The following is a 23731-nucleotide window of genomic DNA, read 5'->3' on the forward strand; positions in this document are numbered from 1 at the left end:
TAAGCGCTTACAGGATCTATGATAAAGGAGCTAGAATTAAATTTATAGGGATCATTCTTAAGCAGTAGTGTCCGTTCATAAGGTGGTGTGATGAGTCATAACGAAGCCAACGATTACCTTTCAAAACTTGTCGATTGTGAAAAAAATGGCGATTGGCTATATTGTCATCATCTTCATTCCGATTATTTCGTTCGGCCTGTATCTGTATAACCAGAACTACAACAGTTTTCTCGAAGAGTACGCGCAAGGTAGGCAGAAAATTGTTAATCAGGTGCTTAACAACTTAAATGTAAGCACGGTGCAGATCGAATCCGCTTATCAATTGTTTCAAAATAATTCGAATACCATTGCCTATTTGAGTGGCAACTACCGGACAGATTTCGATCAGGTATCTAATTTTTTGACCTATATCAGACCCCTATTCTCTTATATTTTGTCATCCAATCGACTGATCGACGGAATGACCATCTATATGGAGCAGCAGAACGGTATGGTATTTCGGCCCGAAATGGCCAAAATGGACGAATCCAAGTTGGACGAGAGCATCAAGAAACTCCCGCTTGGTGTTGGAAAATGGATTACGATAAAAAACGGGTCGAATCCAGACATCAACCTACATTTTGTCCATAAAATCGGAAACCGGAATTTTGAACAGGATATCGGCCTCCTTGATATCAAAGTTACTTCGAAATTAATTAAACCTTTGTTAGAATCGCTAAATTTAAACAACAGAAGCAATTTATATGTGCTTGATCAGGATCACCAAGTCATTTCTCTTGTGGAAAAAATCCACTTATCTCAGGATTCAGAACAAGCCTTATTTGCCGATGTCTTCCAATCGAACGCAAAATACTCGTATCAACAGGTTAACGGAAATAAAATGCTAATTGAATCGTTTTATGCCGAAAGCCTTAAGCTGCAGTTTGTCATGATTGAGCAAGTTGATGACGTCTTTATTGGCATCAAAAAAAACAAATACGTACTCGTATTAACGGTATCCATCCTTTTATTACTACTATCCGGCATCTACTACCTGATCGCCAGTTCAATTACGAAACGCATTTTAAAGCTTTCCAAACATATGCGTCAGGTTGACGAAAACCATTTCCCGCTCTATCACGGGGAAATTAATAAAGATGAGGTAGGGCATCTGACCTCCGCTTATAATGCGATGATCAGGAGGATGGACGAGTTGGTAAATACCGTACACCGCTCGGAAATGCTGCGGAAAGAATCGGCCTATCTCATGATGCAGGCGCAAATCAAGCCTCATTTCCTATACAATACCCTCGAATCAATTCGCATGATAGCAGAAGCGAACGATGACCCAGAAGCAGCTGAGATGTCCTATACGCTTGGCAAACTATTTCGCTACAGCCTGTCGGGAACGAAAAGCGAGACTTCGCTGGGAGAAGAAGTAGAAAATGTAAAAGACTATATCAAAATCCAGCAAATTCGGCTGGCTGACCGGCTGCAAGTATCTTTCGATATAGACGCTGCTATCGATAACTTTATTTGTCCCCACTATATGCTGCAGCCAATTATTGAAAACAGCATTGTTCACGGGATAGCGAATGTAAGAAAACAAGGCTCGCTTTCGATCCGCATTTGGGAAGATTCCGCGTTTATGTTCATTGCCGTTAAGGATTCTGGTGCAGGCATTGAAGAAGAAAGGCTTGTGCTCATTCAAGGCGTCTTAAACGGTAAAATGGATGTCCATCACTTGCAGACGGATGGCGGGGGTCTCGGTATTTTCAATGTGAACGAAAGAGTGAAAATGTTTTTTGGTGAACGTTCGGGTATTCAAATGGAGAGTAAGCTTAACGAGGGGACGACATGTATACTCAGGTTAGCTAAGGGGGCAACACAATGAAACTGATGGTTGTCGATGATGAGCCTATCATTTTAAATGGGATTATCCGCATGATCCAGAAAGCAAATACATCGTTTATCGAGATCGTCGGCGCAGCCGACGGAGTTGATGCGCTGCAAAAGCTAGCCAATTTTCAACCCGACTTGATCCTTACGGATATTCATATGCCGGAAATGGACGGACTCGCTCTTATTAAAGAAATTCAAACCCTGAACCTTTGCAATCGTTTCGTTATTTTAACCGGTTATGGCGATTTCGCCTATGCGAGACAAGCTCTGCGCTATCAAGTCATCGATTATTTGTTGAAGCCCATTAATAAGGAAGAACTAGTCACTGTACTCACGAAAGTTGAGCAAACGATTCGGGAGGAACAGCAGCAAACCATTGAGCATGACCTACTGCTTCTCAAGGAACATATCCTTTATAATACACCAATTGAGGACATGCCGCTCAAACCTGAACAGCTGCACACCCTGCTTCCCTATCCATATACGACGATCATCGTATTCCAGGCATACGAGAGTGTTCCCCTTTTGACGGCCGAACGTCTGGAATGTGTTTGTGCCCTTCTGTCGCACGTTTGCGAGAAAATGTACACCGTCCACTCCCGTTTCTTACGGCAAACGGTCCTCATTGCGAACGGTGTGCATGTACCGACAGACGAAGAGTTTCAGCGAGCATGTGGCGGGTTGTTCGATACGAAGAGGATATTGGGCAGCGGATATTGCATTGGGGTCAGTGTGAGGAAGAACGTTAACGATAACTTGCGTGATCTGTATATTGAAGCGATGGCTGCGATGTTATTCAACCGGTACTTTTCCAATAGCAGTTTGACGATATATAGACCAGAGTCAGAGAACATACATAGTGATTATGATAATCTTGTTCAATATATTGAACATTCGCTAGCCCAACAGATTCCAATCGAGCAGATTGAGAAGGACATCCAGTCCATACTGCCTCATTTCTCAGGCCATGCGGATTGCAATAACAAGCTGCGTGAGCAGTTTCTTATCTGTGTTGGTGTCTACTTGCAAAGTCTTGGCCTAACGCCTGAATCCATTTGGGGTGAACACGCGGCAACCAAACTCTTTTCGCCCAGCAGTACCCCGCTTGAGAATATCAGTGTATCGGAGATTATCGCACAGCTAGTTCGATATGCACGCAGCACCGATCGCCACCAGCCGCACACACAGGCAATCGATAAAATCGTCGCTTTCGTGGAACAAAATTACAAGCTGGATTTATCACTCGATGCTGTTGCGGATCATGTGCAAATGCATCCCAATTACATCAGCATGTTGTTTCGGAAAGAGATGGGACTAACCTTTCTTCACTATTTGCATACGTTTCGACTTGCCAAAGCCAAGCAAATCATGCAAGAGAATCCTGAGTGGCCGATCAACACCATTGCAGAGCTTGTAGGTTACGAAAATCCGCGGCATTTTTTCAAAGTGTTTAAAAAATTCGAAAACATCACCCCAGGGCAATACCGTCTTGGAATTTCTTCGTGATGAATTTCCTTATACTTCTTCCCTTTCGAAATTAAAAAGCCGCGAATATAACGCGGCTTTTTTCCTTTTTACCAAGCATAAGCCTGAGGAGCTGCTCCCCCTGGACCCGGGAAGATTTCATCTAGTCTCTTCAACGTTGATTCATCCAGTATAATATCAACAACACGCAGTGTATTTTGAAATTGTTCTAACGTACGCGGCCCAATAATCGGTGCTGTCATAGCTGGGTGAACCAGCGTCCATGCCAATGCCACATTCGCTTCACTCTCACCAAGTTCCTTGCTTAAAGTCGAGAAAGCCTCCAACTGTGTACGAAACTTCTCTACCCTCTCAGGGTTACTCGCTCGTTTTGAACCCTCAATCGGCTTCAAGGCATTGCCGCCTAACAGTCCGCCATCTAGCGGGCTCCATGCTATTACACCAATGCCAAGCTCCTGAGCCGCTGGCAGAACTTCAAGTTCAGGCAGCCTGCATAGCAAGCTGTATTTGTGCTGCTCGGATACAAGACCAATAAGATGACGAGCTTTGGCTTCATATTGCGCTTTCACCAAATCACGACCTGCAAAGTTACTAGAGCCTACATAGCCGATCTTCCCTTGGTACACAGGAACTTGAAAAGCTTCCCACAGCTCATCCCAAGAAACGTTGCGATCCACATGGTGCATTTGATAAAGCTCAATATGATCCGTTTGTAGGCGGCGTAATGACGCGTCCAAGTGTCGGCGAAGCTTGTAGGCGGAAAGCCCGCCTTCCCTGTTAGGTCCGTCGTTCACATCATGCATGTCTCCATAGAACTTCGTAGCTAGGATCGTTTTCTCTCTACGTCCGCCGCCTTGTGCGAACCAACGACCTATAATTTCCTCGGTACGCCCAGCATTCTCTCCCCAACCATAAATATTTGCCGTATCAAAAAAATTGATTCCAGCATCCAATGCAGCATCCATGATTCGAAAAGCTTCTTTTTCCTCTGTATCTACACCGAAATTCATGGTTCCAAGGCACAATTTACTGACTTTTAAGCCCGAACGACCTAAGTAACTATATTTCATCTTTATCTCCTCCAGTAGTTTTATAGAGCAAAGCTCGTTTCCAGCGTGAAGTGATATCTACTTTATTCATATCTCCATCATTATCATACCTGAATCTGGGAAGATTCAGAAGTACGCACTTTTCCTTAACATAGTTGGCTTAGGGTAATCTACTTACCTAGAAGTTAGTACTATTTTGCTGAAAAAATAGCCTGAACAAAATAAAAAAAGCCGCGACTAGCGCGACTTTCAAGCTTAAACCTTTTTAACAAATTCGGATTTTAATTTCATTGCTCCGAAATCATCAATTTTGCAATCAATATCATGATCTCCATCAACCAAACGTATATTTTTAACTTTTGTACCTATTTTGATGACGGATGAACTTCCTTTTACTTTAAGGTCCTTGATCACTGTAACCGTATCACCGTCATTTAAGACATTTCCATTGGCATCTTTAACAATTTTGTTATCGGCACGATCTTCCGTTTCCAATTCTAAAGTCCACTCATGCGCGCATTCTGGGCAAATCAATAGATTCCCATCTTCATACGTGTACGCCGATTGACATTTTGGACAATTTGGTAATTCTAGCATTAATCTCATTTCCCCCATTCGTTATATGTTTATATACTGCCATAGTCTTCTCATTTTAACAACCCTTTCTCCTTCCTTCGTAACGTACAAATGTACAAACAGACTTGCAGCTTTTGCATTTACTGTATTAATTAAGGAAGGTGAATTGCTAAGATGAATGCAAAGCGAGTTACTTTATCAACTGGTATTTTGCGGAGGCCAAAGAAAACCAAGTTTGCCCTTGTCGATGTCGTTAACTTCAATAAAAAGTGTTCCCGTAGGGTAACTGTACAAGTTTTTGACTGGTCCACTGGTTCACCGATTCCCTTGAAGGTAAGTCCTTGCAACACAAAAAAGTGTACGATAACGGTTGCATCTAATAAATCGATTTTCTTTTTTGCAGACGTGTCAAAGGTAAGGTTTAAATATGAGGTTCGCATTACACAGCATCATGATCGCAAGTTAGTAACGAATGTAACTGGTGTTACGAATGCATCCTTTACGCCACAAGAAGGGGATACGGTGCTTCAACGCAGCTTAATTAGAATAAAATAGCTCACCTATTTTAACGAAATTCTTAAACGAGCAGGCTGCCGCAGCATCTGCTCTTTTTATGTTTTGAGTTGTTTTACTTTTGACTATCGTACAATGTAATATAAAGGAAATAACTTAGGAAATGAGATGATTTCGCATGGAGAAAACAATAAAAGTATTAGCTATTTCGGGAAGTCTTCGCGAAAAGTCATCTAATACTGCCCTTATGCACGCTATAATAGGACTAGCCAGAGAAAATATGATCTTTAGTGTATATAACGGTTTAGGTGATCTACCACATTTTAACCCTGATCTTGATGTCGATGACGGACCAGAATCAGTACTAGATCTGCGCACACGACTTAACGAAGCGGATGCCGTTCTAATATGCACACCAGAGTATGGGAACGGAGTACCTGGGGTTTTGAAAAATGCACTAGACTGGTTAGTATCTTCAGGTCAGTTTATGAATAAACCGACAGCGGTAGTCACCGCGTCTCCCACTCCTATGGGCGGTGACAAGGCGCATGATTCCATTCTGCTAACGCTGAACATGATCAATGCCACAATTGTTGAGGGAGGAACCATGATGATCCCCCACATTAACTTAAAACTTAATAAAGAAGGCGTCATTACTGATGCTATAACCGAGAAAGGATTAAGTTCCCTGCTTGAAAGTCTTGTAGAGGCTTGTTCATAATTAAGATTTGACCTTCACTATAATTTATATTTTGTTTTCATGAAAATAAAAAGAGCTCCGATTTCTCGAAGCTCTCTTTGGTCACTTGAACCATCCCTTTTCTTTAAAACGCATAATAGCCTCAATACGATTGCTTACATTGAGTTTATCAAGAATTACAGAAATGTAGTTGCGGACGGTTCCCGTTGTTATATACATTTGATCGGCGATTTCCTTCGTATTTTTACCGTCGGCGATAAGGATCAGCACTTCCTTCTCCCGCTCGGTCAAAGGATTTTCTTCCCCATATGCGTCATCTACTAACTCTGAGGCATAGATGCGCCGGCCGGCCATGATACTGCGAATCGAAGTAGCGAGTTCCTCACTGGGGCTATCTTTCAACAAATACCCGTTGGCACCTGCCTTCACAGCCCTTTCAAAATATCCGGAACGGGCAAACGTAGTCAGTATCATCACCTTGCAGCCAAACCCCTTAAGTTCCTCAGCCGCGTCTAATCCGCTCTTCACTGGCATCTCAATATCCATGATACAAATATCTGGCTTATGAAGATGAACCAATCGCACGGCATCCTCGCCATTGCTTGCTGTACCAACGACCTGCATATCTTCTTCCAAATCCAGCAAAGAAGCAAGTGCGCCAAGCAGCATTCGTTGGTCCTCGGCAATTACAATTCGAATCATATCCCCGCCTCCCTTTCCGGTGGTTTGAAGGCATTCGGCACTTTAATAACGATCGTCGTTCCATGGTTTGAAACAATTTCCATGCATCCGTTCACAAACTCAAGCCGCTCTTTCATGCCTCGCAGTCCATTTCCAAGTAAAGCTACAGATTCCTTGCCCATGCCGACCCCATTGTCCCCCACTTTGATAACCAAATCAGTTTGTGTCGGCTCAATGGCGATCGAACAGGTAGAAGCGCTGCTATGTTTAATAATATTGGTAATGGCTTCTTTTAAGCACATACTCACCACATTCTCGTTCATCAGGGAGGTGTTCGTTAACTGAGGGTCCCCTTCCAAAATGAGGTCGATCTCAGCAGCCTTCAAAATCTGCTTAACGCGAAACATCTCATCCTCGAGTCTAGTACCTCGCATTGATGTAACCATCTCTCGAACTTCCTTCAATGCACTTCTAGCCGTCTGCCGAACATCATTGATTTCAATTTGTGCTTGCGTCGGGTTTTTGCTAATTAATTTCCCCGCCAAATCACTCTTTAAGCCAATTAATGAGAGCTTTTGACCAAGTGTATCATGTAAGTCGCGAGCGATTCTTTGGCGTTCTTCCAACTTTACCAGCTCGGAAATTCGCTTATTTGCATCCTCTAGCTGACCCTGCAATTTATCACTCCTGTTTCGGTTGTACGTTGTGACTGGAAGGAGAATTACGCCAATCACGTTAATAATGACAAACGGCAGCTGCGTAATATATACAGGGTTTTGGGATACAAATCCATAGTTAATCGTGACAATTGTGCTTACTAGATGAATGGTGTACAACGTAATAAATCCGGCTCGATTTTGAATATTGCCAATAAAAAAGGCTAAAAACAGCGAGAAATATACATAGCTAAACAATAAGGTCATCGTAATTGAAATCAGTATTTGTACACTTGACCAGAAGTACATGAGCCAGCCTTTAGAGACAAAAGAAAGCACGTAGCAGATAAAGAATACAATAATCATACTGGTGCCTAATACAATTTGGTAAGTAGCAGAAGAACGAAATATGAAGTAAAAAGGGAGGATGTAAAAGACAACCCATACATACGGACTAAGACCTGTTTTTTTGTGAAAAATTTGATGCCACTTTTGCATGGTCCCTTTACCCTCTTTTTCTTCGCCATTGATTTCATTCTATTTTAACATAATCATGAATGGACAGGATTATTTTCCTATATGACCGATTTACGGACTTTTAAGTTGTTCCCCAAAGAATCTTGCTTATCTTGGTTAGGGAGCACCTGTTTTTTATTTTTATAACCGACAAACGTTTTGTTCTGCTCGTCCCAAAGACGAAAACGTAACGATTGCAGACTCGTGCTAATTGTAATCGTCGTTGCTTTTTGAAGCGGTGGAGTTGCGTTATGAGCCTTCTCCAAGTTATAATTTGGCACTTTCGGACTCAAATGATGCACATGATGAAACCCAATATTTCCGGTTATCCATTGCAAAAGCTTGGGCAGCTTGTAATAAGAGCTTCCATCTACCGCGGCTTTCACATAACTCCACTCATCTTCGTTCTCAAAGTAGGAGTCCTCAAACTGATGCTGTACATAGAACAGCCAAATACCTAGCAAGCCGGCTACGAAAACGAGCGGAGCTTGAATCATAACAAACGCTTGCCATCCAATTGCTGAGCACATAAATGCATATAAACCGATGATGGAAACATTAGTCAAGTAAGTACTGATTCTTTCTTTACGTTTTGCACCTTTTGTATTAAAACGGTTAGTAAATAGGAATAAAAAGATAGGGCCAAGTCCAAACATAATAAATGGATTCCGATATAATCGATAAGCAATTCGGCGTAATAAGGAAGAAGCCGCATATTCGTCGACCGTAAGAACCCACATATCACCTGTGCCGCGTTTCTCAAGGTTACTGCTCGTTGCATGATGAATGGAATGACTGTTCTTCCATTGTTGATACGGAAAGAGCGTAAGAATACCCGTTATCGTACCGATGATTTCGTTTGCTCGGCGGCTTTTGAAGAACGATTGGTGACAGCAATCATGGAAAATGATAAATGTCCGTATAACAAACCCGGAAGCAATGAACGTAATCGGCAATGTTATCCAATATGATACCGACAGGCTTAGATACGCAGCATACCACAGCAGCAATAAAGGTCCTATAGTGTTGAGCAGCTGTTTAACACTCGCCTTCGTATTTGATTTTTCATAGGGGGCAACCTGTTTTTTTAAATTGGATAGCGTAGATTGGGTCATCGTTATTGTTCCTCCTCGGGTATGGTAAGCGAGTCATGTTGTCGAACGTAAGTCGCAATATCCTATCTTCATTATAGATATCGCTTTCATTTCGTTGTAGTCATAAACGTCAAGTAGCGGGTATGACAAATGTCATGTCCTATTATCAAAAAAAAGTGCCGCTACTTCGTAAATAACGAAATAGCAGCACTTTTTCACATGGAATTGATGTACAACATCATCATCCCTTTAGACGCAGTCCTACGGATATCTTCTCTACTGCTTACTCAATGCGAGCGGTTCTTGTTTCAGACTCCTTGCAAATTGTTATAACGCATTAGTCATGGTCCTGATCTTCTAATTTGCTCATCAAAAGCCTGACTTTCGAATCGGTATCCGAACCAGGAGAAGGTGTATACACACTGCATCTTAAATCGGTACGCCCTTGTACTTGAAGCGTGGTCAAATCGAACAGCAACTTTCCCACTTTGGCATGCCTGAATTCAATGAACACTTCGGGAGCTGAACTCACATCACTTTGGTTCCAAAAAGCTCTAAAATCCTGGCTCTGCTCACTGATCTGCTCGATAAACTCACTGTACCAGTTATCTCCCACATATTGCCCATAATAAGATCGAAACATCGCCAAGAATCCCTTTACAAAATCATGCCAGTTTACAGCCAGAGCCTTCAATTCTTTACGTGTAAAAAGCAGCCATATCATATTTCTTTGCTCTACAGGGATAATCGCAAAATCTAGGAATATAGCCGCGGCTGCTTGATTCCATCCAACAATATTACATCTACGATCTGAAATTATCGTGGGGCAATCGTGAAGCTCTGTTAGGATTCTACTTAACGCTGGGCTGACCGTAGGAATATGATCTACAAATGTAGTCGGTGCCGGCTGCTCGAGAGCCAGCATGAAGAGATACTGGCGCTCATCCTCATTAAGCTGCAAAGCTAATGCGATACGGTCAAGTACTTGCACGGACATCTTGATATCTCTTCCCTGCTCTAACCAGGTATACCAAGTCGTACTGACACCTGCAATTGACGCCACTTCTTCTCTGCGTAAGCCAGGTGTTCGTCTACGACTCCCGCCCAGCACCCCAGCTTCACTGGGTTGGATTCTAGCACGATGAGTAGTTAAAAACTCTGATAGTGCCTGTAACCGTTCCTTTGTATCCACGCCATAATCCTCCTACGCATTTATCATAGAAGCTATTATACCAGTATAAACCGTAACTTGTAATAGGATAAAGAGTGTGACAATCTAATGGAAGGATAAACATTAGGAGGAATAACAAATGAAGCGTGTAGTTGTGACAGGAATGGGCGTCATTACACCCATTGGGAATCAGGTGGATACGTTCTGGGGGAATCTTACGGATGGTAAATCAGGTATTACCTTAATAGATCATATGGATGTAACGGATTATAAAACCAACTTCGCTGGTGTGGTTCGGAATTTCGATGCAGAAGCAGCGGTTGGTCGGCGAGATGTACGCCGGATGGATCGATACTGCCAATTTGCAGTTGCCGCGGCCAAGCAGGCACTTGATGATGCAGCATTGGTCATTGATTCCACGAATGAGGAACGTATCGGAGTCTATATTGGCTCTGGTATTGGCGGTATTCAGACGATTCTGGACAATTATCGTACTTTACTGACCCGCGGACCTGGCCGCGTGAGTCCGACAGTTGTACCCATGATGATCGCCAATATGGCGGCGGCACAAGTCAGTATCCTGTTCGGAGCCAAGGGCCCCTCGCTAGCTCCAGTGACCGCTTGCGCCACGGGCAACAACGCCATTGGCGAAGCTTTTAAGCTTATCCAGCGCGGAGGCGCAGACGCCGTCATTGCCGGTGGCGCCGAGGCGACGGTCACCGACCTCGCGCTGGCGGGCTTCGGCAATGCGACGTCGCTGTCGACGCGCTGTGACGCGCCGGAGCAGGCTAGCCGCCCGTTCGACGCGGAGCGGGACGGCTTCGCCGCCGCCGAAGGCGCCGGCGTACTCGTGTTGGAGTCGCTCGAGCATGCCGAGCGTCGGGGGGCGCGGATCCATGCCGAGCTCATCGGCTATGGATCGACCTCGGACGCCTTCCACATCGTGGCGCCCGATCCTGAAGGCTCGGGGGCCTACCGAGCCATGCGCGAAGCGATCGCCGACGCCGGGATCGCCGCGGCGGAGATCGACACGATCAACGCGCACGCGACGAGCACGATCGCTGGCGATCTCTCCGAGACGCTCGCCATTAAGCGGCTGCTTGGTCGCGGTGCGTATGACGTGCCTATCAGCGCAAACAAGTCCATGATTGGCCATATGCTTGGCGCAGCTGGCGGTGTAGAAGCGGTCGCGCTGATCAAAACCTTACAGGACGGCCTCATCCCTCCGACAATTAATCTAGAAAATCCAGATCCCGAGTGTGATCTCGATTATGTACCACTTGTTGCAAGACGAGCTGATCTTCGTTATGGCTTGTCCAGCTCATTTGGATTTGGTGGGCATAACGCCGTCCTCATTTTCAAAAAACATGAATAAGTAATCCCTACCATCTACTCTCATACAAAATAAACCTAATCCGTTCAGCATAGCTAAATGGATTAGGTTTATTCCATGAATGATTCAGGAAGTCTAATGCCAGAACCATTTCTCATAAATATAGTAGATGCAAAATGAAAGGAAAGCGAGAGCTATACTAAGCCACCCTGTAATAAGGGCACCTTTTTTTTCTTTGATCATACCCGTCTTCGCATAGATTCTAACATCGAAACATAAAATGAGGATCCCAGAAATTAGTAACAACAAAACCGTGTAATAGTTAAAGGTAATCATTCTCGAACCCCTTCTCACCCGAGCCGCGGTCGTAAAACTCATAGCATGGAACCAAGCTTTAACGGATTATTTGGTTTTCGTGCCAATTCGTCGGATATTTATACGTATACTTACCTCAACGGACATATCTCGATACATTTCTTCCCACTTCTGCTTCGTTTTAATTTCCCTATTCCAATAGGAAGGATGGAAAGCACGCACGTCTTCCCCGAAACCGAAAATGTCGCAACCGTCCTTTTGGGTCTGGTGAATTAGTTTTTCAAACCCTATTTTCCCGTCCTTTTCTATGGATTGCTCTAATTTTTTAATCGTTTCCTTCGTTAACGTCAAATTTTCATCTGATTTTTCCCGTAAATCTCCTTCGATTTGACTCACAACTTTGGCATGAATTTTACCGTTTATGATCTCCGTACTAATTTTCCCTTTACGATTCGTAGATTGAAACATGACAGTTGTTTCTGAACCGGGTATCTGTGTGATGACGCTGTATCCTCCAGGATTGATTTGCTTCATTGCCATAAAGTGACCAATTTGCAGTGGCGTAGTGATTCCCTCCATTTTATCACCTTTAAAATAAGCCAATCCGGCGATTTCAATGTTAGATTCTTTCTTCAAATCCAGATACGGGAGAGACCCTTCCTGTCCTTTAGCTGAACTAGCACTATAGAAAACGCCTAGGAAATTATTTGGAAGTTTACCCATTTCCTTGGCACGATCTAGAGTGGCCACTAGATATAAGGTGGGAACACGTTCCAATTGGGGAGTGGCTCTCATGATATCTGAAGCTTTCCCTTTGGACACAACCATCCAAACTGTTCTTCTTACCTGAGGCTGACGACGGAAGAAATCTTTCTCATTTTCGATCCCTTTCCTTGCCAACGCTTCTGACACTACGATTACACGCAAATGACCAAAAAACAAGCGATCCGCCAATTGCTGCTGCAGATTCATCAAAGAATCATGGATGGTACTCCCAACGCTACTCAGCACCCAGACTGGTTTCTGCCCGGCTGGAACGCCTCCAGTACCTCCCGTCCCTAAGGGAATGCGTCCCGGAACGGCAATTTGTACGGTGATACGTATTAATCCTTTATTTAACTTAGGATTTTTAAGGATTTGTGTTGCATTACTGCTTTCGTTCGCTTCTTGCGGTTTGGCCTCATCGATGGCAATGGCTAAAACAACGGCTCGATCTTCGATTTCTAAACGATCCCAGCATCCCGTAAGCATTGGTAAAAGTAATAGAAAAACAAGAACACGGTTAATCCGTTTTCGCCACACGCTGATCACCCCGACTCCCCTTCTTTTTCTTGCGAATGAGGGCAACGATCAGTAGAACCAATGGATAGAAGACTGTGATAACCAGTCCCCAACGACCAACAATTTGAATAATGCCATACATCTGCAGCAGGTTTTGGGGAAACATGGCAATGACATAGATGAAAGGAATGAGAAAAAATGAGAAAAGCTTGTGATCGCGCAAATGTAACAGTTGGCTTAGAAAGTGAATAGCCAAGTAATAGGTCGACAACAATGTTGTAAATACCGCTGTGACCCAAACGGCAAGAAATGCGCCATCTAACCTCTCCAGGATGTTAGCCGGCAATGATGTGGTTTTGGCTAATTCCAAGGTAGGCCAAACTAAATTTTTAATTTCCTCTGCTCCAAATACGCCAACTGTAGCAATTACAATGAGTAAGTAGAGTCCCCCCGAAATCAACATGCCGACTAAGCTCGCCAACATCGCTCTATCCGGCTTACGCATAGCAGGAATTACGATGGTCATGACGAAAGATCCTTGAAACAAGGCAGCCATGGTAAGGATTCCTTTTGACATGCCGCTCGGTTCATTCCCCCATATTGGCAATAAATTGACCCCTTGCGCATTTTTTAGCGATAGAACGACGATCAATACAAGCGGGAATACAATAAGTGGGAAATAAAAATGATGGAAATAGGTAAAGGTTGTCATATCAGCACGCGAGGAAACCGCAGCTAACAACAGCATCACAATAACAGTCACTTCCAGCGGCGTTTTCGTTAATACGGAAGTCACTACAACTTCACCGAATTCGCGCGAAGCGAGTGCTGTGATTAGGGAAAAGAAAACGATGATTAAGACGCTGAATACCCGAGCCGTCCATTTACCGATCAAAACTTCACTGTATTCAATAATCGTTTGAGTTGGAAAGCGCATGCCGAGTACGGTAACTAGCCAAAGCCCAAAGGAGCCGATTATGATACCTATTAAGGTTACGAGCGGCGCCCCCGAATCGGCAGCTCTAACAGCAAAAAGCGAGAGTGCTAATACACCAACACCAATAATCGTGCTAATTAGAATTATCGCTGCTTGAATCATTGTTACTTGACGAGGATACTCCATCTTCTATGTCCCTCCTTGTATTCCCTACTTTCAATGGATCTAAGGTATTGCTTGGTGGATGCTTCAATTCCTTCGTTTTCATACCCAGACGGCTATCATTCGGCGTATGCAAGAGTGCCGGTCTCTTTGGCATGGACCAGAGTGGCAGCCGGGCCAATGTATCCTTCATCCCTTGGAAATTCCCTGGTACAATCGGACTCAAGTAAGGCACCCCGAACGATTTTAATGAGAGCATATGGTTGGCGATCAGGATAAGCCCGATCATCACGCCGTACAAGCCAAACATACCAGCCAAAATCACAAGCGGAAAGCGCAGCATCCTTAACGCCAGCGCCGCGTTGTACGCCGGTGTGGCAAAAGAACCGATCGTTGTTAAGGCGATGATGACGACCGTAATCGGACTGATGAATCCAGCAGCAACCGCGGCCTGTCCGACGACTAGCACACCAACAATGGATAGCGCTCCCCCAACCTGCTGCGGCAGACGCAGAGTCGCTTCCCTCAGCACCTCCATGGAAATCTCCATAATCAGAACTTCAATAAGAGATGGAAAAGGCACTCCGGCTCTCCCTCCCGCAACGGCCACGGCAAACTCTGTCGGGATGAGCTCCGGATTAAAAGAAATCAAGGCTACATATAACGATGGGAATATCAAAGAGAAAACAAGAGCTACGAGTCGCGCTAACCGAATAAAGCTGACCAGTAGAAATCGTTCCGAGTAATCTTCAACCGTTTGGTAAAACTGACTGAACACAGTTGGCAATATGAGGGCAAAGGGGGAACCGTCGACCAGCAGAATAACCCTGCCCTCCAGTAGATTGGCAACAGCTTTATCCGGGCGTTCCGTATTTTGAATCTGCGGGAACGGGGATAGATGGTTATCTTCAATGAACTGTTCCAAGTATCCAACATCAAGAATGCCATCTATGTCGATCAACGCTAATCGTCTGAAAACCTCTTCAACAAGTTGGGGATTAACAATCCCATCCAAGTAACAGACAGCCACTTTAGATTTGGTTACACGCCCTATCCGAATCGATTTTACCCGTAGATCCGGTGTCGGAAGGCGATAGCGAAGCAGCGAAAGGTTAGTACCCAACATTTCGATGAATCCTTCTCGTGCTCCGCGGATGACCTGCTCCGTTTCAGGTTGCGTGATCGAGCGCTTGTCCACATTTCGTGTACTGAATAGCAGCGCTTCCTCCAACCCTTCCACTACGAGAACCGTTTCACCTTGTACAACGGCTTGGATCAACTCAGCTAAGTGTCTTTCCGATCTCCCTTCACAGGCATACAGCGTATCTGCAAATAATACATCCTTTAAGGGGCGGCTGTTTTTCGCTTTCCCCTGCTTGTTAGTCACCGAGAACATCAATGGTTTTAAAATATGCTCATTCAAATACTGCTTCTCAATTAAGTCTGAGAAATACATGAGCACAGCCGGGTACTGATCAAATATACGAAACTGGTGCATAACAAAATCGTCATTTTCACCAAGTATCTTATCAACGTATGAAATCGTCTCCTCGAGAATTGGAGTGATTTTCCCTTCTTCATTCTCTTCCAAAACCTGATGGGCAGGCGGCTCTTTTGGCGGAATCATGCGAGGTTGCTGGCTTTGAGATACTTTTATAGCCCTACGTTTATACCATTGCCACATAGCCACGCTAACACCGCCTCCTGAAAACAGTCCCAAGATGTTCTATTCTTCCTGATTCCCTTTCATTTCCTTCTCCGTATTTTTATCCATTTTCCCAATAATATACATGAGAATAGGTAATCTATCCTGAAGAGCCTTTTCTACCGTAATCCCAAAGAGGAAGTTTCCACTTATATATCGAATAACTGTATGGTAAATTATTTCCGAACTGGCGAGGGGGCCATTATGCTTTATATAAAAGATGTATTGCTGCAGTTACTATTCGCCCTAACTCCCTTTGTTCTATATAACATCTACTACCGTGATAAAACCGCAAACTATTCAAAACGGTTTATCAATTTTACGTCTATGATTTGCCTATTTATGTCCATGACCTTTCATTCTAGCGTGCATAACGGAATCATTTTTGACATCCGTTACGTGATCATGTTTTTCGGAATGGTGTACGGCGGCATGACTACTGGACTTCTATTGCTTGTTGAGTTTGTATTGTACCGAGTACTAATTGGCGGACAAGGACTGTTCTCAGCGATGATTATTCTTGTGATTACATTCAACCTATCTATCCTGTTAGCCATCTTATATCGCCGACGCTCCGAGTACCGTAACCTAATAACTTTCATAGCTGGGTTAAGCTTTTCCTTTATACCTATTTGTGTAATGCTTGTAACTGAACGCAAGTATATAGTCGAGAACTTGACGTTTAATATCCTAGTTATGCCCGTACAAAATTCCCTGGGTATTTGGTTATTGATTTCCCTTTTCAATAAGGCTGTTTCAGATAAGCAGCTATTCCAGAAATATCTTCAAAACGAAAAAGTTGAAACCATCGCTCACGTCGCCGCCTCCCTTGCCCATGAAGTGCGTAATCCACTTACAGCCGTAATGGGATTCTTGAAATTAATCCGTAATGATTCTCTCTCCAAAGAAAAGACCCACTATTATATTGATATTTGTGTTGAAGAGATGAAGCGGACGGAAGTCATTCTTTCCGAATATCTATCCATAGCTAAACCTAGCATTCCAATTTATGAACAAATGGATCTTGTGCCGCAGTTAAACTCCGTTATAGATGTCATAACACCATACGCTAACATGAATAACGTCGCATTAGAGGTACACAATGAGGGGCATGAACTTTATATCTCTGCGAATCCAAATGAAATTAAACAACTACTCATTAATTTTATAAAAAATGCCATTGAGGCTTGCTCTTATATCTCAAGAGGAAAAGTCATCATTCGTATGGCCCCCGAACCCCAACTCTATGCAAAGATCACCATACATGATAATGGGGTCGGCATGAGCCGCGAACAGCTGGAGCGGCTTGGCACCATTTATTTTTCAACTAAAAGCAAAGGGACAGGAGTAGGCCTAACATTTTCGTATCAATTAATCCGTTCGATGAACGGTGCTGTCAATGTTCGAAGTACATTAGGAAAAGGAACAGAATTCATTATCTCTTTACCTTTAACCAACTGACTATTCTTTTTATTCGTTTTAAAAGTTCGAGATAAATAATAAAAAAGACACCTGGGGTGTCTTTTTTTCATTCCACAATATGGCTTCCTCTACTTAATCAATTTCCCAACTTTAGAGATATTCGTATCCCTCTAATCAAAAGAACGGCGAGATGGCCAAGACCCCTGCAGTTTGCGAATGAACATGATCTGACCCGTGTGATAAGCGTCATGCATGATCAGGCTATTCACCCACCGGCCAACAGGTAGAGTTCGATTCGGGAAAATGTGCTCGAATTCTTCCTCTTGCCAGCTTGCGATCCGATCACGAATTCCCTGATGAACGGATTGCAAACGATCCAAGGTTTCTTGCCAATCCTTAGTCGACATTGACAGCACGGCAAAAGTATCGTCATTGGTTAGTTCCTCAGGATAATCGGATTCTTCACCCGTCATTCTTTTCAATAATCGTTCTTTATAAAAAATCAGATGATGGACATTTTCCCAGATCGTGTTGACATGTTCGCCCTCAGGCCGCCAATTGGCTTGCTCTGCAGTTAACTCTTTAAGCGCATCAATTAGTGGTGGATACCAGTCTTCCTTCTCATAGCAACTATCCCATCCGTGAAGCAACAACTCGACTTTATTCATTTCATATCCTCCTTAGATCACACTTTTTGTAACTACCTAAATTCGATTAATGCGTTACAATTGTAATGTACCATGGAATATTATGGAGGTCAAGTAACTAGCAAAATCGAGTTTAAGATGTTACAATGTTTTAAAAAAAGAACGGGGTTACCATCTATGCTTTGGGACGATTTCCTGAATAGCTTACATCATGATTGGCGAGGAGACGGAGCCATCGATGATCGCCTAGATCAACCGGAATGGTTGGATCAGTGGGTTGAGAAACACCAACTTTCCGTTGATCATCGTCCTTCCCCTAAAGAATTCATTGCCCTGAAGCAGTTAAGAACACTTCTACATCGGTTAGTGACAGATTTCGCAGCCAATTCCTCGCCTAGTGAGGAAGATATAGAAGCCCTCAACAAAGTCATGGCTGACGGGGCTGTTATTCGTCAACTTGCAAGAAACAGTGAACGTTATCAATTAAATTTGTACGCAATCGGTCATCAGTGGTCCCATACTCAGGCCGAGATTGCAGCATCTTTGGCACAATTGATCGCTGAGGGTGAACCATCTCGGATACGCATCTGCGATAATCCGAACTGCTTATGGGTTTATTACGACGATACTCGCAACCGCTCCAAAAGATACTGTGACGATAAGCTGTGCGGTAATTTAATGAAAGTACGTCGATTCCGCGCACGACAAAAAGCAGCTGCCAACTTGCCCAAGCATGAGCACTAACGACTTCTGCTTTTTTGAGGTATCATCTTGCACTTAAATCTGTCTGAGGCTGCGTCAAACTCCTCCAGCTCTCAGGTACATCTTCACTTTTATTGACGTAAACGGATTGCAAATACTTAGATACACTAGTAACTTGGCCTTCAATTAATATCTCTCGTATTTCGGATGCCTTTGTTGGCACTAAGTTATTCAATACGATCTTGAATTCATCTAAAGGTAAAAACATATCCAAGCTTTTCTTGTAGGAACAACGAGTTGGAAATCGCGGCGAGCTCCCTGAATCGTATTTAGATAGCTTCACTGTTGAATAATGCTCGGATAGCAAAGCGTACGCGTCAAATTCCAAAACAGCAAACTCTTCATCCGGTTCTCTTCGTGCATAGGTGTCCATCATGTTCATACAGTCCCTTAAGGTGGGCCAAAAAAACACATGCCTATCCAAACAAGCCCGAAATTGTTCCTGTGTGATTGCCGCATCAATCATGCTGTTAGCTATCCTCAGATGAGCATTTAGGGTGATCGAATATTCATGATAACTCACTTTCTCAGGCTTTAATCGGCGGTCACCTGTGGAGATGGGATTTATTTGATTACTGGACAATAGCTGGTCGAGATGAGCAATAGCCGGTAAATTCCTTACTCTTGTAAAATGGAATAAGTGCTTTCTGCTTTTTGATTTTGTTATTGTACTTACAACATCATCACTCATCGTTTTGCTCCTCTAACATTCACCATGTTGTTCGCCCCTACTTTTTTTCATTTTAAAAAGCCTTAACCGGCAAGCGGTTAAGGCTTCTTGTTATTTTTGCCCGGAATCAAAAGGCTCGTCCGTTATTTTGACCTTCCCCTCTGCAAGCTGGTGTATACCGTCACTCGTTCCAGCTGCATACACATCCGATAGTTGTTCATGCGTAAGTGAACTGCCTTCTAATTGTTTGTCACGAGATTCCTTCTCATTTTTCACCGCACTCACCTCCATTTGCCTGCTATATCCAATATAGTTTGTACTTTCAGGCTGAATCTATTCAAGTTCTGCTGTCAATAATTCTAGGCTATTCATCATAGGCTCAGTAATTTAGCGACGAATTTGGGATTAAATACTTCGGATAGCTCGTCCATTACATTTAAATAGACAAGCCCATTTCCTTCAAGTTTTGGAGAATTCCCTAAGGGTACGGTTCTTTTTATTAATTGAGCATACAGCTCACGCTCTGTGAGATTTCGCTCGAAGCTTGCATTCACAAGTACTTTTATTAACGCCATTGCTCCGGCGACATGTGGTGTTGCCATAGAAGTTCCGCTTAATGTCGCATAGGTTCCGTTTAAATAGGTTGATAAAATTTTCTCTCCAGGGCCCACTAGATCGACTTCATTGTTCGAATTCGAAAAATTGGAAGAGTGTCTCTCTAAGTCAATCGCACCTACACTAATGACTTCGTTATAACAACCTGGATAGTCAAACTCATCTGTCGAATCAACACCATCGCCTTCATTACCTGCCGCACAAATCACCAAAATGTTAGCGGCTACGGCTTTTTGAATGGCTTCGTGTAATGCAGGCAGATTTTCTGGACCGCCAAGGGACATGGAGATGATATCCGCTTTTTGTTCGACCGCATAGTTAATGCCATTAATTATCCAATCATATTGACCAGAACCATGTTTATCCAGAACTTTAATAATAAGCAGATTAGCCTCAGGAGCTACACCGACAACACCATTATTGTTTTTGGTCGCAGCGATTGTCCCGGCAACATGTGTTCCATGACCATTGTAATCCATGTACGCATCCGTCTTGCCGCCATCATCATTCGTAAAATTAATGCCACCGACGATACGTTCTTTTAGATCAGGGTGAGTGATATCACAGCCGGTATCCAGTATGGCAACTGTTATCCCCTTCCCTTTCGTTTGATCCCAGATTTTGGGGGCCTGAATCATTTCCACTCCAGTTGGAATTTCATTGACCTGTTCAATCTTCTCAAGAACTCGAAACGGAATCACATGAACTTGTCGCTCCATTTTTATTCCCTCCTAATTAGGATTAAAATAATAATGCTTGATTCATTCAAATTTGATGTTGATCGACGGGTTATCTCTATGCTATTATTTGGGGGAACATTTTTAACTTATCGTTGTATTTTGTTAAAAAAAACAAGAGTGCTACCAACACTCCTGTTTTTTAGATACATTGGCTTTTGGGACCTCCTGGGGCTAATGGTTCATACACACCTACCTGATCGTTTAGCGGCGAAGGGGTAGGTTTTTTAGTGTATTCTAACAATAATTAAGGCTATAAAAGTTAACAATGCCAAGAGGAAACTCCCAAATTGTAGAATCAACTTTATCATTTCATCTGGTTTCACCTTTACCCTCCTCCTTCCTTACGAAAGGGAGATCCGGGTGGCCTAGTATCTAACAAAAGTGTCAATAATCAATAAAGAGTCATTTTGGACAGAAAAAGCCTACCCTCATTTAATAGCTGGCTGGCATAGTTTCCCTTAGCCCCTCTAGCTTTGCGTCACCGCCTTTAAACGGTTTTGCCATTATCGTGGGTAGACTTCTATATACTGTAAATCTATTATATGCCTAATTATTATATAAGAATATAGGGAGTTAGACACATTATGGATTGTAAGTGCATACAACTAATTTGTCGAACTTAATCAAGAAATACACCGGATCATAGAAAATCGTCATTCGACTAGTTCGAAAGCAATGTATGCTATATCTCCGCCCTTAAGTTCTCATTAACTTGCTGTCTTGTGAACTCAAAGAAAGCAAAGGCTTCCTCCCAGGTCTGGAATCCCGCCTGCGCGATGATATCGCTACCTCCGCCTTTCCCATTGTATTTTCCTACATATTCTTTGAAGAAGGCTCCGCAAGAAAGTGGAGAACTACTGTTGTTAGCAAGAATAACTTTGTTTTCCGCAGAAGTAGCAAGTAATACTGGAGTATCACTTTCTGAAGCTAGCTTCACCGCCAGACTTTGCAAATCTTTAAGCGTCTTGTCATCAAAAACACTTGTTATCAGTTTGTCATCGCTGCTTGATAATAGCTCCCGCGTAACATAAGCATTGTTTCTCTCTTTGAGAGCAACCAGTTCAGCTTGCAGCTGCTTCTGTTCATTTTCCCACTTCTCAATCCGGTCGATAATCTCGTCTTTACCGGTGTTGAATTTGGAGGACAAGACACCCAAAATCCGCTGGTTTTCATTAAATTCCTTCAAGGCGCGGTACCCGCACAAGAAGTAAATCCGAATGTTTCCCTTTTGTTTTTCTGCTTTCAGTAGCTTAATCATGCCAATTTCGCCCGTTGATGAGACATGTGTCCCACCGCAAGCGTTGTATTCAACACCTTTTATCTCGACAATTCGAATATGATCCGTCACTTTGGGCTGTTTAACTAGCTGCAGATGAGCTAATTCTTCTTCGGTAATAAAATAACTAACAATACTGTTGTTCAGGTAAATTTGCCGGTTTACTTCGTTCTCAATAGCAGCAAGCTGGTTCAATGTCAGTTCTGGCTGCTCCACGTCGATGGTGGCATAATCGTTACCCAGATGAAAGCTTACCGTCATGGCCTGATAGAGATCGCGGCAAACCGCAGAGAGCAGATGCTGCCCACTATGCTGCTGCATATGGTCAAATCTTCTATTCCAATCGATCTGGCAAGTCACCTTGCTCTCATCCGGCAGTCGTGCCAGCTTGTGCAGCACTTCATCTTCTTCATTGATCACATCAAGCACAGGAATTCCGTTAATATGCCCAAAATCGCAGGGCTGTCCGCCCCCATGTGGGTAGAAAGCCGTCTCCTTCAGGATGACATAATACCCATCTTCTCTTTCAAGAGTTTGGTGTATGTCTGTTTGCCATTCGGTTACGTTAGCGGAATTGTAATATAGTTTTATGGACATGATGATTTCCTTTCTGCTTGCTAGCACCGGCTTTTCGCGCAGCGTATCTTTATATTCCTCTATTCGATTTTACTAAACCTCTCCCCAATATACCTCGGTTTCATAGTCGAAAAACACATTTCCATCTTGCTCATGCCGTTCAAATATATGGTGCAGTTCTGTCATCATCGGCGCAAAATTGGCGTGCTCAGGTACGGGAATGTAGGAAGATGACATCAACCTCCCCTTCAAACCTTCAAAATCGAAAACCTGAGTAATAGCGAATCGTTCTAGCTGCATACTATCGTTCTTGAAGAATGACGCCAGCGTTTCCTGCGAAATATTTTTATGAGTAACTTTTTCATAATCGCTTCCAAATGTACGAAGCAATAAGTCGTACTCTTCTCTAAATGCATTGCCATGTTCCAGACGCGAGTTCCAGATCAATAACACCTTCCCGCCAGGCTTCAGAATCCGATGGAATTCGGCTTGCGCGGCCGTGCGATCAAACCAGTGAAACGCTTGGGCACAAACGATATAATCGACAGACTCATTCGGTAGACCAGTCGCTTCAGCAGATCCCGTTACAATACGAAAATTTGCATCTCCGCTTAACATTTGCTCAGCGGCTTCCCGCATCGCTTGATTCGGTTCAACAGCGGTTACTTGGCTCCCTCTTTGTAAGAGCAGCTTTGAAAAAATACCTGTCCCTGCGCCGATGTCTGCAATTACTGCATTTGCATGCAGACCAACGACGTCATACAAATAATCAATAGCCTCTTTCGGATAACTCGGGCGGAATTTCACATAGGTATCAACTCGATTTGAAAAACGTTCTTTATGATTATTCATCTCATACCTCTCCCATCAGATAAAATATCCTTCTACTAACAAAGCGGCCAACTGTTGATGTGTTAAGAAACTACTTTTGTTTCACTTGATGAAACAACGTTTCATAATATACATCT

General features: G+C 43.4%; 24 protein-coding genes and 1 riboswitch. Of the genes, 7 read left to right on the plus strand and 17 right to left on the minus strand.

The genetic code is table 11. The features are described from left to right. The first annotated feature begins 145 nt into the window (after nt 1-145). Both GC098_RS15685 and GC098_RS15690 read left to right on the plus strand, forming a co-directional pair. Nucleotides 146-1873 (plus strand): sensor histidine kinase, encoded by a 1728-nt coding sequence (locus tag GC098_RS15685; RefSeq protein WP_246358636.1) that lies wholly within the window; start codon nt 146-148, stop codon nt 1871-1873. Then, nucleotides 1870-3387 (plus strand): response regulator transcription factor, encoded by a 1518-nt coding sequence (locus GC098_RS15690; RefSeq protein WP_171644071.1) that lies wholly within the window; start codon nt 1870-1872, stop codon nt 3385-3387. The genes GC098_RS15685 and GC098_RS15690 overlap by 4 nt, the downstream gene beginning before the upstream one ends. A 68-nt stretch (nt 3388-3455) precedes the next feature. On the opposite strand, the gene GC098_RS15695 is transcribed toward GC098_RS15690, so the two are convergent. Beyond that, entirely contained in the window at nt 3456-4436 is a 981-nt protein-coding gene (locus GC098_RS15695) for an aldo/keto reductase (RefSeq protein ID WP_171644072.1), read from the minus strand. Between the two features lie 234 nt (nt 4437-4670). After that, nucleotides 4671-5012 (minus strand): zinc ribbon domain-containing protein YjdM, encoded by a 342-nt coding sequence (locus GC098_RS15700; RefSeq protein WP_171644136.1) that lies wholly within the window; start codon nt 5010-5012, stop codon nt 4671-4673. Between the two features lie 153 nt (nt 5013-5165). On the opposite strand from GC098_RS15700, the gene GC098_RS15705 reads away from it, so the two are divergent. Both GC098_RS15705 and GC098_RS15710 read left to right on the plus strand, forming a co-directional pair. Continuing rightward, nucleotides 5166-5546 (plus strand): hypothetical protein, encoded by a 381-nt coding sequence (locus GC098_RS15705; protein WP_216625289.1) that lies wholly within the window; start codon nt 5166-5168, stop codon nt 5544-5546. A 136-nt stretch (nt 5547-5682) separates the two neighbouring features. Further along, on the plus strand, nt 5683-6225 hold the full coding sequence (locus tag GC098_RS15710) for an NADPH-dependent FMN reductase (protein ID WP_171644073.1): 543 nt from the start codon (nt 5683-5685) through the stop codon (nt 6223-6225). 81 nt (nt 6226-6306) lie between these two features. Here GC098_RS15710 and GC098_RS15715 read toward each other — a convergent pair whose 3' ends face one another. From GC098_RS15715 to GC098_RS15730, 4 genes are all read right to left on the minus strand, one after another. Continuing rightward, nucleotides 6307-6906, minus strand: coding sequence for a response regulator transcription factor (locus GC098_RS15715; protein ID WP_029197103.1), 600 nt, complete (start codon nt 6904-6906; stop codon nt 6307-6309). Beyond that, the gene (locus tag GC098_RS15720; protein WP_171644074.1) at nt 6903-8039 is read right to left on the minus strand and encodes a sensor histidine kinase; all 1137 of its coding nucleotides are present in this window, start codon (nt 8037-8039) and stop codon (nt 6903-6905) included. Before GC098_RS15720 ends, GC098_RS15715 begins: the two co-directional genes overlap by 4 nt. A 77-nt stretch (nt 8040-8116) precedes the next feature. Then, complete coding sequence (desA, locus tag GC098_RS15725) at nt 8117-9172, minus strand: Delta(5) desaturase DesA (protein WP_171644075.1); 1056 nt, start codon at nt 9170-9172, stop codon at nt 8117-8119. Between the two features lie 316 nt (nt 9173-9488). Continuing rightward, nucleotides 9489-10343: a helix-turn-helix transcriptional regulator gene (locus GC098_RS15730; protein ID WP_171644076.1), complete on the minus strand. Its 855-nt coding sequence runs from the start codon at nt 10341-10343 to the stop codon at nt 9489-9491. 118 nt (nt 10344-10461) lie between these two features. Between GC098_RS15730 and fabF the strand changes: the two genes are divergently transcribed. Then, the gene (fabF, locus tag GC098_RS15735) at nt 10462-11697 is read left to right on the plus strand and encodes a beta-ketoacyl-ACP synthase II (RefSeq protein WP_171644077.1); all 1236 of its coding nucleotides are present in this window, start codon (nt 10462-10464) and stop codon (nt 11695-11697) included. A 93-nt stretch (nt 11698-11790) separates the two neighbouring features. Here the strand turns inward: fabF and GC098_RS41600 are convergent, their stop codons facing one another. The 4 genes from GC098_RS41600 to GC098_RS15750 are packed head-to-tail and all read right to left on the minus strand — an operon-like array spanning nt 11791 to nt 16034. Further along, nucleotides 11791-12033 (minus strand): CLC_0170 family protein, encoded by a 243-nt coding sequence (locus GC098_RS41600; protein WP_376773885.1) that lies wholly within the window; start codon nt 12031-12033, stop codon nt 11791-11793. A 24-nt stretch (nt 12034-12057) separates the two neighbouring features. Beyond that, complete coding sequence (locus GC098_RS15740) at nt 12058-13281, minus strand: Ger(x)C family spore germination protein (RefSeq protein ID WP_312880149.1); 1224 nt, start codon at nt 13279-13281, stop codon at nt 12058-12060. Further along, a complete protein-coding gene (locus tag GC098_RS15745) occupies nt 13253-14374 on the minus strand; it encodes a GerAB/ArcD/ProY family transporter (protein WP_171644078.1) in 1122 nt (373 codons plus the stop codon). Before GC098_RS15745 ends, GC098_RS15740 begins: the two co-directional genes overlap by 29 nt. Then, the gene (locus GC098_RS15750) at nt 14322-16034 is read right to left on the minus strand and encodes a spore germination protein (RefSeq protein ID WP_376773886.1); all 1713 of its coding nucleotides are present in this window, start codon (nt 16032-16034) and stop codon (nt 14322-14324) included. The genes GC098_RS15745 and GC098_RS15750 overlap by 53 nt, the downstream gene beginning before the upstream one ends. A gap of 225 nt (nt 16035-16259) precedes the next feature. On the opposite strand from GC098_RS15750, the gene GC098_RS15755 reads away from it, so the two are divergent. Beyond that, nucleotides 16260-17516 carry an ATP-binding protein gene (locus tag GC098_RS15755; RefSeq protein WP_171644079.1) on the plus strand — a complete coding sequence of 419 codons (1257 nt, stop codon included), beginning with the start codon at nt 16260-16262 and terminating at the stop codon, nt 17514-17516. A 131-nt stretch (nt 17517-17647) separates the two neighbouring features. On the opposite strand, the gene GC098_RS15760 is transcribed toward GC098_RS15755, so the two are convergent. Beyond that, nucleotides 17648-18145 (minus strand): DinB family protein, encoded by a 498-nt coding sequence (locus GC098_RS15760; RefSeq protein WP_171644080.1) that lies wholly within the window; start codon nt 18143-18145, stop codon nt 17648-17650. A 156-nt stretch (nt 18146-18301) separates the two neighbouring features. On the opposite strand from GC098_RS15760, the gene GC098_RS15765 reads away from it, so the two are divergent. After that, nucleotides 18302-18868, plus strand: coding sequence for a CGNR zinc finger domain-containing protein (locus GC098_RS15765; RefSeq protein WP_171644081.1), 567 nt, complete (start codon nt 18302-18304; stop codon nt 18866-18868). Between the two features lie 22 nt (nt 18869-18890). Here GC098_RS15765 and GC098_RS15770 read toward each other — a convergent pair whose 3' ends face one another. The 6 genes from GC098_RS15770 to GC098_RS15795 form a co-directional block, all read right to left on the minus strand. Beyond that, nucleotides 18891-19577 carry a DUF7002 family protein gene (locus GC098_RS15770; protein ID WP_171644082.1) on the minus strand — a complete coding sequence of 229 codons (687 nt, stop codon included), beginning with the start codon at nt 19575-19577 and terminating at the stop codon, nt 18891-18893. A gap of 90 nt (nt 19578-19667) precedes the next feature. Next, complete coding sequence (locus GC098_RS15775) at nt 19668-19832, minus strand: YozQ family protein (RefSeq protein WP_171644083.1); 165 nt, start codon at nt 19830-19832, stop codon at nt 19668-19670. A 95-nt stretch (nt 19833-19927) separates the two neighbouring features. Further along, complete coding sequence (locus GC098_RS15780; RefSeq protein WP_171644084.1) at nt 19928-20890, minus strand: S8 family peptidase; 963 nt, start codon at nt 20888-20890, stop codon at nt 19928-19930. A gap of 245 nt (nt 20891-21135) precedes the next feature. After that, a complete protein-coding gene (locus GC098_RS41605; RefSeq protein ID WP_367618672.1) occupies nt 21136-21219 on the minus strand; it encodes a putative holin-like toxin in 84 nt (27 codons plus the stop codon). A 123-nt stretch (nt 21220-21342) separates the two neighbouring features. Further along, nucleotides 21343-21423: riboswitch (cyclic di-GMP riboswitch) on the minus strand. 170 nt (nt 21424-21593) lie between these two features. Beyond that, nucleotides 21594-22784 carry an alanyl-tRNA editing protein gene (locus GC098_RS15790; RefSeq protein ID WP_171644085.1) on the minus strand — a complete coding sequence of 397 codons (1191 nt, stop codon included), beginning with the start codon at nt 22782-22784 and terminating at the stop codon, nt 21594-21596. Nucleotides 22785-22856: 72 nt separating this feature from the next. Further along, on the minus strand, nt 22857-23615 hold the full coding sequence (locus GC098_RS15795) for a class I SAM-dependent methyltransferase (protein WP_171644086.1): 759 nt from the start codon (nt 23613-23615) through the stop codon (nt 22857-22859). Nucleotides 23616-23731 lie beyond the last annotated feature (116 nt).

This window comes from Paenibacillus phytorum, from assembly GCF_013141715.1.
Lineage (GTDB): Bacteria > Bacillota > Bacilli > Paenibacillales > NBRC-103111 > Paenibacillus_E > Paenibacillus_E phytorum.

Excerpts from the sequence above, each read along its gene's own strand:
- GC098_RS15760 (WP_171644080.1), bottom strand. The coding sequence starts at position 18,145 with ATGAATAAAGTCGAGTTGTTGCTTCACGGATGGGATAGTTGCTATGAG.
- GC098_RS15765 (WP_171644081.1), top strand. The coding sequence starts at position 18,302 with ATGCTTTGGGACGATTTCCTGAATAGCTTACATCATGATTGGCGAGGA.
- GC098_RS15795 (WP_171644086.1), bottom strand. The coding sequence starts at position 23,615 with ATGAATAATCATAAAGAACGTTTTTCAAATCGAGTTGATACCTATGTG.
- GC098_RS41600 (WP_376773885.1), bottom strand. The coding sequence starts at position 12,033 with ATGAGTTTTACGACCGCGGCTCGGGTGAGAAGGGGTTCGAGAATGATT.
- GC098_RS15710 (WP_171644073.1), top strand. The coding sequence starts at position 5,683 with ATGGAGAAAACAATAAAAGTATTAGCTATTTCGGGAAGTCTTCGCGAA.
- GC098_RS15750 (WP_376773886.1), bottom strand. The coding sequence starts at position 16,034 with ATGTGGCAATGGTATAAACGTAGGGCTATAAAAGTATCTCAAAGCCAG.
- GC098_RS15780 (WP_171644084.1), bottom strand. The coding sequence starts at position 20,890 with ATGGAGCGACAAGTTCATGTGATTCCGTTTCGAGTTCTTGAGAAGATT.
- GC098_RS15690 (WP_171644071.1), top strand. The coding sequence starts at position 1,870 with ATGAAACTGATGGTTGTCGATGATGAGCCTATCATTTTAAATGGGATT.
- GC098_RS15720 (WP_171644074.1), bottom strand. The coding sequence starts at position 8,039 with ATGCAAAAGTGGCATCAAATTTTTCACAAAAAAACAGGTCTTAGTCCG.
- GC098_RS15715 (WP_029197103.1), bottom strand. The coding sequence starts at position 6,906 with ATGATTCGAATTGTAATTGCCGAGGACCAACGAATGCTGCTTGGCGCA.
- GC098_RS15695 (WP_171644072.1), bottom strand. The coding sequence starts at position 4,436 with ATGAAATATAGTTACTTAGGTCGTTCGGGCTTAAAAGTCAGTAAATTG.
- GC098_RS41605 (WP_367618672.1), bottom strand. The coding sequence starts at position 21,219 with ATGATAAAGTTGATTCTACAATTTGGGAGTTTCCTCTTGGCATTGTTA.
- GC098_RS15755 (WP_171644079.1), top strand. The coding sequence starts at position 16,260 with ATGCTTTATATAAAAGATGTATTGCTGCAGTTACTATTCGCCCTAACT.
- GC098_RS15790 (WP_171644085.1), bottom strand. The coding sequence starts at position 22,784 with ATGTCCATAAAACTATATTACAATTCCGCTAACGTAACCGAATGGCAA.
- GC098_RS15705 (WP_216625289.1), top strand. The coding sequence starts at position 5,166 with ATGAATGCAAAGCGAGTTACTTTATCAACTGGTATTTTGCGGAGGCCA.
- GC098_RS15745 (WP_171644078.1), bottom strand. The coding sequence starts at position 14,374 with ATGGAGTATCCTCGTCAAGTAACAATGATTCAAGCAGCGATAATTCTA.
- desA (WP_171644075.1), bottom strand. The coding sequence starts at position 9,172 with ATGACCCAATCTACGCTATCCAATTTAAAAAAACAGGTTGCCCCCTAT.
- GC098_RS15770 (WP_171644082.1), bottom strand. The coding sequence starts at position 19,577 with ATGAGTGATGATGTTGTAAGTACAATAACAAAATCAAAAAGCAGAAAG.
- fabF (WP_171644077.1), top strand. The coding sequence starts at position 10,462 with ATGAAGCGTGTAGTTGTGACAGGAATGGGCGTCATTACACCCATTGGG.
- GC098_RS15685 (WP_246358636.1), top strand. The coding sequence starts at position 146 with ATGGCGATTGGCTATATTGTCATCATCTTCATTCCGATTATTTCGTTC.
- GC098_RS15700 (WP_171644136.1), bottom strand. The coding sequence starts at position 5,012 with ATGCTAGAATTACCAAATTGTCCAAAATGTCAATCGGCGTACACGTAT.